The 12428-nt window shown below is 72.7% G+C and carries 10 protein-coding genes; 3 read left to right on the forward strand and 7 right to left on the reverse strand.

What is annotated here, in order from left to right; translation table 11 throughout:
* On the reverse strand, positions 1 to 951 hold the full coding sequence (deoC, locus tag H305_RS0125975) for a deoxyribose-phosphate aldolase (RefSeq protein ID WP_037765347.1): 951 nt from the start codon (positions 949 to 951) through the stop codon (positions 1 to 3).
* A gap of 614 nt (positions 952 to 1565) precedes the next feature.
* Between deoC and H305_RS0125980 the strand changes: the two genes are divergently transcribed.
* The gene (locus H305_RS0125980) at positions 1566 to 2246 is read left to right on the forward strand and encodes a PH domain-containing protein (protein ID WP_028802984.1); all 681 of its coding nucleotides are present in this window, start codon (positions 1566 to 1568) and stop codon (positions 2244 to 2246) included.
* 24 nt (positions 2247 to 2270) lie between these two features.
* On the opposite strand, the gene H305_RS0125985 is transcribed toward H305_RS0125980, so the two are convergent.
* The 4 genes from H305_RS0125985 to H305_RS0126000 form a co-directional block, all read right to left on the reverse strand.
* Positions 2271 to 3482, reverse strand: coding sequence for a membrane protein (locus H305_RS0125985; protein WP_028802985.1), 1212 nt, complete (start codon positions 3480 to 3482; stop codon positions 2271 to 2273).
* Positions 3483 to 3652: 170 nt separating this feature from the next.
* Positions 3653 to 5293, reverse strand: coding sequence for a phospho-sugar mutase (locus H305_RS0125990; protein WP_028802986.1), 1641 nt, complete (start codon positions 5291 to 5293; stop codon positions 3653 to 3655).
* Positions 5294 to 5403: 110 nt separating this feature from the next.
* Complete coding sequence (locus H305_RS0125995; protein WP_028802987.1) at positions 5404 to 6228, reverse strand: purine-nucleoside phosphorylase; 825 nt, start codon at positions 6226 to 6228, stop codon at positions 5404 to 5406.
* Positions 6229 to 6355: 127 nt separating this feature from the next.
* On the reverse strand, positions 6356 to 6793 hold the full coding sequence (locus H305_RS0126000) for a gamma-glutamylcyclotransferase (protein ID WP_028802988.1): 438 nt from the start codon (positions 6791 to 6793) through the stop codon (positions 6356 to 6358).
* Between the two features lie 108 nt (positions 6794 to 6901).
* Between H305_RS0126000 and H305_RS0126005 the strand changes: the two genes are divergently transcribed.
* On the forward strand, positions 6902 to 8350 hold the full coding sequence (locus H305_RS0126005) for an NAD(P)H-quinone dehydrogenase (protein WP_028802989.1): 1449 nt from the start codon (positions 6902 to 6904) through the stop codon (positions 8348 to 8350).
* 177 nt (positions 8351 to 8527) lie between these two features.
* Entirely contained in the window at positions 8528 to 9496 is a 969-nt protein-coding gene (locus H305_RS0126010; RefSeq protein WP_078629255.1) for a DeoR/GlpR family DNA-binding transcription regulator, read from the forward strand.
* Positions 9497 to 9574: 78 nt separating this feature from the next.
* On the opposite strand, the gene H305_RS0126015 is transcribed toward H305_RS0126010, so the two are convergent.
* Together H305_RS0126015 and H305_RS0126020 are read right to left on the reverse strand one after the other, a co-directional pair.
* Positions 9575 to 10192: a TetR/AcrR family transcriptional regulator gene (locus H305_RS0126015; protein ID WP_037765396.1), complete on the reverse strand. Its 618-nt coding sequence runs from the start codon at positions 10190 to 10192 to the stop codon at positions 9575 to 9577.
* Between the two features lie 205 nt (positions 10193 to 10397).
* Positions 10398 to 12170, reverse strand: a complete 1773-nt coding sequence (locus H305_RS0126020) for an acetyl/propionyl/methylcrotonyl-CoA carboxylase subunit alpha (protein ID WP_028802992.1) — start codon at positions 12168 to 12170, stop codon at positions 10398 to 10400.
* Between the last annotated feature and the right edge of the window lie 258 nt (positions 12171 to 12428).

The raw sequence follows: 12428 nt of genomic DNA on the forward strand, positions 1-12428 counted from the left end.
TCAGTCCACCGTCACGTAGTCGGGGCCGGAGTAGCGGCCGGTGGCCAGCTTCTGACGCTGCATCAGCAGGTCGTTCAGGAGCGAGGAGGCGCCGAAGCGGAACCAGTGGTTGTCGAGCCAGTCCTCGCCCGCCGTCTCGTTCACCAGGACCAGGAACTTGATGGCGTCCTTGGAGGTGCGGATGCCGCCGGCCGGCTTCACGCCGACCTGTACCCCGGTCTGCGCGCGGAAGTCGCGGACCGCCTCCAGCATGAGCAGCGTGTTCGCGGGCGTCGCGTTCACGGCGACCTTGCCGGTGGAGGTCTTGATGAAGTCCGCCCCGGCCAGCATGCCGAGCCAGGAGGCGCGGCGGATGTTGTCGTACGTCGACAGCTCGCCGGTCTCGAAGATGACCTTCAGGCGCGCGGCGCCCGAGGCCTCCTTCACGGCGACGATCTCCTCGTACACCTTCATGTAGTGGCCCGCGAGGAAGGCCCCGCGGTCGATGACCATGTCGATCTCGTCGGCGCCCGCGGCGACGGCGTCACGCACGTCGGCCAGCTTCACGTCGAGCGCGGCGCGGCCCGCCGGGAAGGCGGTGGCCACCGAGGCGACCTTCACGCCGGAGCCGGCGACGGCCTCCTTGGCGACGGCCACCATGTCGGGATAGACGCAGACCGCGGCCGTGGTGGGGGTCGCGGGGTCGGTCGGGTCGGGGTGGACCGCCTTGGCGCCGAGCGCCCGGACCTTGCCCGGGGTGTCCGCGCCTTCCAGCGTCGTCAGGTCGACCATCGAGATGGCGAGGTCGATGGCGTACGCCTTCGCGGTGGTCTTGATGGAACGGGTGCCGAGCGAGGCGGCGCGCGCCTCCAGGCCGACCGCGTCGACGCCGGGCAGCCCGTGGAGGAAGCGGCGCAGCGTGCTGTCGGACGCGGTGGCGTCAGCGAGGGCAGCGGGTGCAGAGGTGGGCATGGTCACCAGACGAGCATATCTACGCGCGTAGCGGCTGTACACCCCCGGGGCGGGAGTGGCTCTCCGTGTGGGGGCGCTCTCTGGGCGGGGCGGGGGCCGGGTCGTGGTCTCGGCTGTCCGTCCGTCCTCGGTTTCCGGGTCGGGGTGGTCCCGTCCGTTCCTCCCCATTCTGGGGCAGGATCCTCCCCGTTCTGGCGCCGGACGGGATTTCGCCCCCTCCGCCCCTGCCCGTCCCTCGCCCCGGGCTCCGCCCCGGACCCCGCTCCTCGAGCGCCGGAGGGGCTGGGTCTCGCCGGGGAACGTGGGAGGGCCGGGACTTCCCGGCCGGCGCGAGGGGCGCGGGACGGGAGGGGCTGGAGGTCCCCAGCGGGGCAAGGGGAGTGTCGGGGCGGGGGAGTCACCTGGTGGGCGGGTCGGGTGGCGGGGAAGGCTCGGGGCGGCTGGGCGGGGCGAAGCATGTGGCGGACCGAGGTCGGCCGGCCGGCTGGTGGGGTGAAGACGTGCAGGTGGCCCGTGGGGGTGTCGGCCGGCGGGGAGGCTTCCGGGAGGCCGGGGGGCGGCCCGCGGGCGGGGTAGCGGTGGGGCTGGTGGGGGCGTCGGGCACAATCGGGGCCATGAGCACCCCGGACCCCCAGTCACCCGTACCGGACGCCTCGCGACCCGAGTCGAAGGACCGGATCTACCGGTCGCCCGCCGGTATCGCGGGCGGCGCCCTGCTGCTCCTCATCGCGGGCTGGCTCGGCGTGGACGCGCTGGTCTCGGGGCACGGCCGCACCCCGTGGCTGGCCCTCGCCGCGCTGATCCTCGTCGTCCCCCTGGTGTCCGCGTTCACCCTGCGGCCCGCGGTCTTCGCGAACGAGGACCGGCTGCGCGTCCGCAACCCGTTCCGCGTCATCGTGCTGCCCTGGGCCCAGGTCGCCTCCCTGCGCTCCGGCTACTCCAACGAGGTCGTCGCCGCCTCCGGCACGAAGTACCAGCTGTGGGCGGTGCCGGTCTCGCTGCGCGCCCGCAAGAAGGTCACCAAGCAGCAGGCGCGCGCCGCCGGCGGCGGTGACGGACGCCGTCCGGGCTCGGCGCGCCGTCCGTCGCCGATGGGCCTCGGCCGCTCCCACCAGCCCGTCGCGCCGACCCGCGCCACGACCGACCAGATCATGGACGATCTGCGGCAGCTCGCGGAGGCCAGGGCCGACGAGCGGAGCGCGCAGGGCGAGGTCACCGTGCGCTGGGCGTACGAGGTGATGGGACCCGCGATCGCCGGGGCGGCCCTGCTCGTCATCCTGCTGGCGACGGGCTGACCCGCATCCCGCGGTGCGGCCCGGTCACGGCGCGCTCGGCCACACCAGCGCCATGTACGCGCTGCAGTACGCCGAGAGCAGGATGGCGCCGGTCAGTGCCACGGTGCGGAACCGGGGCGAGGACCGGGCCAGGTGCAGGGCCGCCGGGAGCAGCAGCGGGAAGCCGGGCAGCAGGAAGCGGGCCCGCGGGAAGTAGACGCCCCCGCTGCCGAGGACGATCAGCAGCAGGACCCCGGTGAAGACCAGCAGCGGGAGCGGCTGGCGGTCCCAGAGGGACAGCGCGTACAGGGCGACGGACACCAGCAGCGTCACGGTGACCATGACGAGGAACAGTTCGGGCGCCGAGTTCCGCCCGAGGATGTCCCGCAGACGGCGCAGGGTCTCGGTGCCCCCGTCCCACTCGTTGTGCCACAGCCGCTGGACGGCGAAGTAGCCGTCCCAGCGGTGCAGCCGCAGGCCCACCCAGCCGACGTAGGCCAGCCAGCCTGCGGGGGCGGTCAGGACCGCCGCGAGCGCGCGGGCGCAGAACCCGCGGCGCAGCGACAGCAGGGCCGTGACGGTGACCGCCGCGGCGACCGCGATGCCCGTAGGGCGGGTCAGTCCCGACAGCGCCGCCAGCGAACCGGCCCAGAGCCAGCGGCCGGTGAGCACCGCGTACAGCGACCACGCGGCGAACGCGGTGAACAGCGACTCCGTGTACCCCATCCACTCGACCAGGCCCACCGGGAGCGCCGCCCACAGCACGGTCAGCAGGACACCCACGCGGCGGCCGTGCAGATGGCTGCCCACCGCGTGGATCCCCCAGGCGGCGGCGAAGGAGCCCACGACGGCGATCGCGACGCCGGTCGTGGCACGGGTGCCCGGAGTGACGGCGGCGACCGCCTTGACGAGCACCGGGTACAGCGGGAAGAAGGCGAGGTTGTTGGCGTCGTAGGCGGCGCCCAGCAGACGCGCGTAGCCGTGATCGGCGATGCCGAGGTACCAGTCCGCGTCCCACTTCGTCGCCAGCAGTGGCCAGACACCGTGGTGCCGGCGGTGGGCCCACACGGTGAGCACGAGGAGGCCGACGAGGCGTGCGGCCGCGTAGGCGAGCAGGGCGGGGGCCGCGCGGCGCAGCGCGTCGCGGAACCGGGCCGCGACGGTGACCTGCCGCGGCGGAAGCCGGGTGGTGGGGGAGAGTCCGCTCGGGGCGTTCCGGGGTGGGGCGGTTGTCGGCCGGGAAGCGGTCGAGGGCACGCGGCAGCTCCTGGGACTCGGCGGTGCGCTACCGGTAACCGTGCCTCGGTCCCGCGGCGGCGCCCGGGAGTGCTGCGACAACTGCCGTGCGGAAATCACCCGTACGGGCGGTGATGGGAAAAGTGTTTCGGTGCGGGCCCGTCCGTTCGACGGGCCCGCACCGGGCGGCCTCAGATGCCGGCGGCGGCCGACAGGTCCCGCTTGATGGCCGCGAGCAGCGCCGCGGCCTCGGCGTGGGCCTCGGGGAGGCCGTCCCGGGAGCCCACGGGCACCACGACCTCCAGGTAGCACTTCAGCTTCGGCTCCGTGCCGCTCGGGCGGACGACCACCCGTGCGCCCTCCAGCGTGTAGCGCAGACCGTCCGTGGGCGGGAGGGTGTCGGTGCCCTTGGTCAGGTCCTCGGCGTTCGTGATCGCCAGACCGCCGAGCCGCGTCGGCGGCCGCTCGCGCAGGCGCAGCATGGCGTCGGCGATGACGGACAGGTCCTCCACCCGGACCGACAGCTGGTCGGTGGCGTGCAGGCCGTGCTCGACGGCGATGTCGTCGAGGAGGTCCAGCAGGGTCCGTCCCTGCTCCTTGAGCTCGGAGGCGAGCTCGGTGATCAGGACGGCGGCGGTGATGCCGTCCTTGTCGCGGACGCCGTCCGGGTCGACGCAGTAGCCGAGTGCCTCCTCGTACCCGTAGCGAAGCCCCTCCGCGCGGGCGATCCACTTGAAGCCGGTGAGGGTCTCCACGTACGGCAGGCCGGCCTTCTCGGCGATCCGGCCGAGCAGGGACGAGGAGACGATCGACTCGGCGAAGGTGCCGCGCGCCCCGCGGCGCACCAGGTGCTCGCCGAGCAGCGCGCCGACCTCGTCACCGCGCAGCATCCGCCAGTCGCCCGCATCGCCGCGCTCCTTGACGGCCACCGCGCAGCGGTCGGCGTCGGGGTCGTTCGCGACGATCAGGTCGGGGCCGGTCTCGCGGGCCTTCGCGAAGGCGAGGTCCATCGCGCCGGGCTCTTCCGGGTTCGGGAAGGCGACGGTGGGGAAGTCCGGGTCCGGCTCGGCCTGTTCGGCGACCAGGACCGGCGCGGGGAAGCCCGCCCGGTCGAAGGCCGCGAGCAGCACGTCCTTGCCGACGCCGTGCATCGCCGTGTAGACGGTGCGGGCGGTGCGCGGCGACCCCTCGGCCAGCACGGCGTCCGTACGGGCCAGATAGGCATCCAGCACGTCCTCGCCGAGGGTCTCCCAGCCGGACTCCGGACGGGGCACGTCGGCGAGCGCGCGGACGGCGTCGATCTCGGCCGCGATCTCCGCGTCCGCCGGGGGGACGATCTGCGAGCCGTCGCCCAGGTAGACCTTGTAGCCGTTGTCGCGGGGCGGGTTGTGGCTGGCGGTGACCTCGACGCCCGCCACCGCTCCGAGATGCCGGACGGCGAAGGCGAGGACGGGGGTGGGCAGCGGGCGGGGGAGTACTGCGGCGCGCAGCCCCGCGCCCGTCATCACCGCCGCGGTGTCGCGCGCGAAGTCCGCGGACTTGTGACGGGCGTCGTAGCCGATGACGACGAGACCGCCGGCCTGTCCGCCGGCCTTCAGGTAGGCGGCCAGGCCCGCGGCGGCGCGTATGACGACGGAGCGGTTCATCCGCATCGGGCCCGCGCCGAGCTCGCCGCGCAGGCCGGCGGTGCCGAACTGCAGGGTGCCGGCGAAGCGCGCGGCGATCTCCGTGACGTCCCCGGCGTCGATCAGCGCGGCGAGTTCCGCACGGGTGTCCGCGTCGGGGTCCTCGGCCAGCCACGCCTCGGCCCGTGCGATGAGTTCGTCCTGCACCTCGGGTGAACCTCTCTCTTCGTCTACTACGTCGCCGGCGGCCGTCGCGGGGGCCGCCCCTGTGCCCCTGTCGTCCCCGAAGGGCCGGGGGAACCGCGGCCCGGGCCGGACTACAGCCGGTCCAGCACCTGGGTGAGCAGCGCGCCCATGCGGGCGGCGGAGTCGCGGCCGGCCTGGAGGACCTCCTCGTGGTTGAGGGGTTCGCCCGTCATGCCCGCGGCGAGGTTGGTGACGAGGGAGATGCCGAGCACCTCGGCGCCCGCCTCACGCGCGGCGATGGCTTCCAGGGTCGTCGACATGCCCACCAGGTCCGCGCCGATGACCCGGGCCATCCGGATCTCGGCGGGCGTCTCGTAGTGCGGCCCGGGGAACTGGGCGTAGACGCCCTCCTCCAGGCTCGGGTCGACCTCCTTGCACAGCGCGCGCAGCCGCGGCGAGTACAGGTCCGTCAGGTCCACGAAGTTCGCGCCGACGATCGGCGAGGCGGCCGTCAGGTTGATGTGGTCGCTGATCAGCACCGGCTGCCCGGGGCGCATGCCCTCGCGCAGACCGCCGCAGCCGTTCGTCAGCACGATGGTCTTGCAGCCGGCGGCGACGGCGGTCCGCACGCCGTGCGCCACCGAGGCGACGCCGCGACCCTCGTAGTAGTGGGTGCGGCCCAGGAAGACCAGGGCTCTCTTGTCACCGAGCCGGTACGAGCGGATCGTGCCGCCGTGCCCCTCGACGGCCGGCGGGGGGAACCCGGGCAGCTCGGTGACCTGGAACTCGGCATCGGGGGAGCCGAGGGCGTCCACGGCCGGAGCCCAGCCGGAGCCCATCACGAGGGCGACGTCGTGGGTCTCGGCGCCCGTCAGCTCGCGCAGACGCGAGGCGGCGGCGTCGGCGGCGGCGTAGGGGTCGCCCTGGATGTCGTCCGGAAGAAGAGATGCGTTCACGCGGATGAGCGTAGCCGGTCTTGGCCTACGCGCGTAGATGACGGAGCTCACGGTCTTGCGATCGTTGTCTTGTCGTTTCCGACAGGACGTGCGGCGGAAGACGGGGAGGGTGATCTCCCCGGCGGGCTCAGCAGGGCCGTTTGCGGAGCTCCATGACGTAGTCGTGCGGCGCTCCGGCCGACTCCGCCGCGTCGGCGACCTCGCCGAGGTAGCGCGCCGAGGGGAGACCGCCCTCGTACCCGTTGAGGACGTACGCCCACGCGGATTCCTCGCCCTCCAGCGTGTGCGCGCGTACGCGCATCCGCCGGTAGACGTCGAGGCCGACCCCCTCCCAGCGGTCCATGGATTCCTCGTCCGGCGGGGCGATGTCGTACAGCGCCACGAACACCTGCGAGCCCGGCGCCTCGACGATCGTCGCCAGCGCACCCTCCCAGCCCATGTGCTCCCCGCCGAACGTGAGCCGCCAGCCGTTCAGCCAGCCGATGGCGCGGAGCGGCGAGTGCGGGGCGCGGCGCGTCATCAGCCGCGGGTCGAGATTGCCGGCGTACGCGGCGTAGAGCGACATGCGGTCGAGGGTACGGCAGTGGACCCGTGCGTCTCTCACGTAACAGAAGTGGCTCGAAAGCACGCGCGTCGGCCCCCGGGGCGTCGGCACCTTGAAGCGTGCGGGACAATGGAGTACGTGACTCGGATCGTGATCATCGGCGGCGGACCCGGCGGATACGAGGCGGCCCTGGTGGCCGCCCAGCTCGGCGCGGAGGTGACCGTCGTCGACTGCGACGGTCTGGGCGGGGCGTCGGTGCTCACCGACTGCGTGCCGTCGAAGACCCTCATCGCCACGGCCGAGGTGATGACCACCTTCGACTCCTCGTACGAGGAACTGGGGATCATCGTCGCCGACGACACGCCCCCGCTGGAGCAGGCGGCCAAGGTGGTCGGCGTGGATCTCGGCAAGGTCAACCGCCGTGTGAAGCGTCTCGCGCTCGCCCAGTCGCACGACATCACGGCCTCCGTCACGCGCGCCGGCGCACGCGTCCTGCGCGGCCGGGGACGCCTGGAGGGCATGCAGGCCCTGGACGGCTCCCGCAAGGTCGTCGTGCGGGCCGCGGACGGCACCGAGGAGACGCTCGTCGCCGACGCCGTGCTCATCGCGACCGGGGGTCACCCCCGCGAGCTGCCCGACGCGCAGCCCGACGGCGAGCGCATCCTGAACTGGACCCAGGTCTACGACCTCGACGAGCTCCCCGAGGAGCTCATCGTGGTCGGTTCCGGTGTCACCGGCGCCGAGTTCGCGGGCGCCTACCAGGCGCTCGGCTCGCGCGTCACGCTCGTCTCCAGCCGCGACCGGGTGCTGCCCGGCGAGGACCCGGACGCGGCGGCCGTCCTGGAGGACGTCTTCCGCCGCCGCGGCATGAACGTCATGGCGCGTTCCCGCGCGGAGTCCGCCAAGCGGGTCGGCGACCGTGTCGAGGTCGCGCTCTCCGACGGCCGGGTCATCAGCGGCTCGCACTGCCTGATGGCGGTCGGCGCCATCCCGAACAGCAGCGGGATGGGCCTGGAGGAAGCCGGCGTCAAGGTCAGGGACTCCGGTCACATCTGGACCGACAAGGTGTCGCGGACGACCGCTCCGGGTGTGTACGCGGCCGGTGACGTGACCGGTGTGTTCGCTCTCGCGTCCGTCGCCGCCATGCAGGGCCGCATCGCCATGTACCACTTCCTCGGCGACGCGGTGGCCCCGCTGAACCTGAAGACGGTCTCGTCGAACGTGTTCACCGACCCCGAGATCGCCACCGTGGGGTACACCCAGGCGGACGTCGACGCCGGCAAGATCGAGGCCCGCGTCGTGAAGCTGCCGCTGCTGCGCAACCCGCGCGCCAAGATGCAGGGCATCCGGGACGGCTTCGTCAAGATCTTCTGCCGCCCCGGGACCGGGATCGTGGTCGGCGGTGTCGTGGTGGCCCCGCGCGCCTCGGAACTGATCCATCCGATCTCGATCGCGGTCGACAACAATCTGACGGTCGAGCAGATCGCCAAGGCCTTCACGGTGTACCCCTCGCTCTCGGGCTCGATCGCCGAGGTGGCACGGCAGTTGCACACCCGGAAGGCCACCGGAGAGGGCTGAGGCCCGCTGACGTCCCACGACGCTCGCCGGCCGGTCACGGGGAGTCGTCGACCATTCGTACGGCATAGGCAGCGCGAGTAGGCGCCTATACCACCTCGCACCCTGCCATGCGAACAACTTCTGTTATTCGGCGCAAACTGCTGAAACCAGACGGTCGTTGGGGTTACTGTCAGTTTCGTGTTCGCTGCAGAACGTCGCCAATTGATCCTCGAAATGGTGCGTGCGAACGGGGCCGTGTCGCTCCGTGAGCTCGCCCGCGTCGTCCAGACCTCCGAAGTGACCGTACGGCGGGACGTGCGCGCACTGGAGGCAGAAGGACTCCTCGACCGCCGGCATGGCGGTGCGGTATTGCCGGGCGGGTTCACGCGGGAGTCCGGCTTTCCGCAGAAATCGCATCTCGCGACCGCCGAGAAGACGGCCATCGCCGATCTCGCCGCGGGTCTCGTCGAAGAGGGCGAGGCCATCGTGGTGGGCGCGGGAACCACCACGCAGGAGCTGGCACGCCGGCTCGCGCGGGTGCCCGGACTGACCGTCGTCACCAACTCCCTGCTGGTGGCCCAGGCGCTGGCCCACGCCAACCGTGTCGAGGTCGTGATGACCGGCGGCACCCTGCGCGGTTCCAACTACGCCCTGGTCGGCTCCGGCGCCGAGCAGTCCCTCCAGGGACTGCGCGTCTCCCGGGCCTTCCTCTCCGGGAGCGGGCTGACGGCCGAGCGCGGCCTGTCCACGTCCAACATGCTCTCGGCGTCCGTGGACCGGGCCCTGGTGCAGGCGGCGGCCGAGGTCGTCGTCCTCGCCGACCACACCAAGCTCGGCACGGACACGATGTTCCAGACCGTGCCGACCGACGTGATCACGCGTCTGGTCACCGACGAGCCGCCGGCGCATGACGACCGCGCGGTCACCGAACTCCAGGCGCTGGCCGACCAGGGCGTCCAGATCGCGGTGGCGGGGTCATCCGCCTCGGGCGGTGCGGGAGGGGATCCCGTCCCGGCGGGGCGTCAGCCGCGCCGGGACGTACCCCTCCCGGGACCGCGCCGCGGCCAGGTGGTTCCGGGCACGGGCCCGCAGCTGCGCAGCGCCACGGTCCTCGGGGAACAGCCGCAGGGTGAGCGGGCCAGGGTGGCCGATCTCCGCCGCCGCTGACCGCTCCTGACGGGCCCTTTGGCACTCCCGCGGGGGCCTGCGACGGGGCCTGTCCCACCGGCCGGGCCCCGCGCGGGGTCACGCCTTCAGGCCACGCAGGGTCAGGCCGAGCAGACGGTCCGCCAGTTCGGGCTCGTCCGGGGTCTCCTCGGCGGCCAGCGCGATCGCGTTGGTCAGCTGGAGCAGATCGCCGATCGAGACGTCGGGGCGTACGGCGCCGGCGTCCTGGGCGCGGCGCAGAAGCGCGCTGCCCGCCTCGGCCATCGGGCCGCTGCACCGCGCGAGATCCGAAGTGTCGTCCCGGGCGGCCGACATGAGGGCACGCGCGAGCCCGCGGTACTCGCCTGCATGAGTGATGATGGCGCGCAGCCACTCCACCAGGGCGGTGCACGGCTGCGGTGCGTCGAGGAGCTCACGCGAGCGGGACAGCAGGTCGCCGACCGCGTCCTCGAACACCGCGCTCATCAGCGAGTGCCGATTGGGGAAGTGGCGGTACAGCGTGCCGATCCCCACCCCCGCACGGCGGGCCACGTCCTCCAGGGACGCGTCGGTGCCGTGCTCGGCGAACGCGGACCGCGCCTCGGCGACCAGCCGTTCGTGGTTGCGCCGGGCGTCGGCACGCATGGCGCGCGGCGCCCCGTGGCTTACCGGGGACGCGGGGCCGTGCGCCCTCTCCCGTGCGGTCGGGCCCGCCATGGCCGCCACCTGACCTCTCCTGCCGTGCGGATGCGGTCCAGCATGCCATCGGCGCCCCCGGGCGGTCGCCCCGGGCGGCACCCGCACGCCCGGAAGGTGACGGGCGCCGGAACGACCGGAGCGCCCGGCCGACCGGTCGATGCGGTCCGCCGGGCGCTCCCGGGTTCGGTACTGCTGTTCTGCCGTCCGCGGCCGTGGCCGCGGGTCAGTCCTTGATCTCGCAGATGGCGGCGCCCGCGGTGACGGAGGCGCCGACTTCGGCGGACAGGCCCTTGACCGTGCCGGAGCGGTGGGCGTTGAGCGGCTGCTCCATCTTCATCGCTTCCAGGACGACGACGAGGTCGCCCTCCTTGACCTCCTGGCCCTCCTCGACAGCGATCTTGACGATCGTGCCCTGCATGGGGGAGGCGAGGGTGTCGCCCGACGCGACGGGGCCCGACTTCTTGGCGGCGCGACGCTTGGGCTTGGCGCCCGCGGCGAGGCCGGTGCGGGCCAGAGACATGCCCAGGGAGGAGGGCAGGGAGACTTCCAGGCGCTTGCCGCCGACCTCGACGACGACGGTCTCGCGGCCCGGCTCCTCGTCGGTCTCGGCGTCGGCCGCAGCGGCGAACGGCTTGATCTCGTTCACGAACTCGGTCTCGATCCAGCGGGTGTGGATCGTGAACGGGCTGGTGGTGCCGGTCAGCTCGGGGGCGAAGGCCGGGTCCTTGACCACCGCGCGGTGGAAGGGGATGGCGGTGGCCATGCCCTCGACCTGGAACTCCTCCAGGGCGCGGGAGGCGCGCTGCAGGGCCTGCTCGCGGGTGGCGCCGGTGACGATGAGCTTGGCGAGCAGGGAGTCCCAGGCGGGGCCGATCACGCTGCCGGCCTCGACGCCGGCGTCCAGGCGCACGCCGGGACCGGTGGGCGGGTCGAAGCGGGTGACGGTGCCGGGGGCGGGCAGGAAGTTGCGGCCCGGGTCCTCGCCGTTGATGCGGAACTCGAAGGAGTGGCCGCGCAGTTCCGGGTCGTCGTAGCCGAGGGCCTCGCCGTCGGCGATACGGAACATCTCGCGGACCAGGTCGATGCCGGCGACTTCCTCGGTGACCGGGTGCTCGACCTGGAGGCGGGTGTTGACCTCGAGGAAGGAGATCGTGCCGTCGTTGCCGACGAGGAACTCCACGGTGCCCGCGCCGACGTAGCCGGCCTCCTTGAGGATGGCCTTGGAGGAGGAGTAGAGCTCCTGGACCTGCGCGTCGGACAGGAAGGGGGCGGGAGCTTCCTCGACGAGCTTCTGGTGGCGGCGCTGCAGAGAGCAGTCGCGGGTCGAGACGACGACCACGTTGCCGTGGGAGTCGGCCAGGCACTGGGTCTCGACGTGGCGGGGCTTGTCGAGGTAGCGCTCGACGAAGCACTCGCCGCGGCCGAAGGCGGCGACGGCCTCGCGCACGGCCGACTCGTACAGCTCCGGGACCTCTTCGAGAGTGCGGGCGACCTTCAGGCCGCGGCCGCCGCCGCCGAAGGCGGCCTTGATCGCGATGGGCAGGCCGTGCTCCTGGGCGAACGCGACGACCTCGTCGGCCCCGGAGACCGGGTCAGGGGTGCCGGCGACCAGCGGGGCACCGGCGCGCTGGGCGATGTGCCGGGCGGCGACCTTGTCACCCAGGTCGCGGATGGCGTGCGGCGGCGGGCCGATCCAGATCAGGTCGGCGTCCAGGACGGCCTGCGCGAACTCCGCGTTCTCGGACAGGAAGCCGTAACCGGGGTGGATCGCGTCGGCCCCCGAGTCCTTGGCGGCCTGGAGCACCTTGGCGATGTCCAGATAACTGGTGGCCGGGGTGTCACCGCCCAGCGCGAACGCTTCGTCCGCCGCACGGACATGCAGAGCGTCCCGGTCCGGTTCGGCATACACGGCAACGCTCGCGATCCCGGCATCCCGGCATGCCCGGGCCACGCGGACAGCGATTTCGCCACGGTTGGCGATGAGCACCTTGCGCACGATGGCTCCCTCCTTGAAACAAGCCGAGTTTAGGGACAGCCGACACGACGTTTCGACCCGTCCCCAGTGGTGAGCTTGCCCACACGGAGCGTGATGCGAGGCTCGACCGACCCGTGAAATCCCTTGTCGCACCGCAGCACGCTGGAATCCTTCCCTGAACCCTAGCCCTCCGGTGTGGTCAAGGTCTCTGTGACTCCGTGCTGCGGCCCACAAGGTTTCTTTGTGGAGTCCCTACGAATGGCCCAATGATTCTTTGCC

Source organism: Streptomyces sp. 142MFCol3.1 (genome assembly GCF_000424945.1).
GTDB lineage: Bacteria > Actinomycetota > Actinomycetes > Streptomycetales > Streptomycetaceae > Streptomyces > Streptomyces siamensis.

Bases quoted from the DNA above. Each gene is read 5' to 3' on its own strand.
- deoC (WP_037765347.1), bottom strand. From the start codon at position 951: ATGCCCACCTCTGCACCCGCTGCCCTCGCTGACGCCACCGCGTCCGAC.
- H305_RS0126000 (WP_028802988.1), bottom strand. From the start codon at position 6,793: ATGTCGCTCTACGCCGCGTACGCCGGCAATCTCGACCCGCGGCTGATG.
- H305_RS0126015 (WP_037765396.1), bottom strand. From the start codon at position 10,192: ATGGCGGGCCCGACCGCACGGGAGAGGGCGCACGGCCCCGCGTCCCCG.
- H305_RS0125980 (WP_028802984.1), top strand. From the start codon at position 1,566: ATGAGCACCCCGGACCCCCAGTCACCCGTACCGGACGCCTCGCGACCC.
- H305_RS0126005 (WP_028802989.1), top strand. From the start codon at position 6,902: ATGGAGTACGTGACTCGGATCGTGATCATCGGCGGCGGACCCGGCGGA.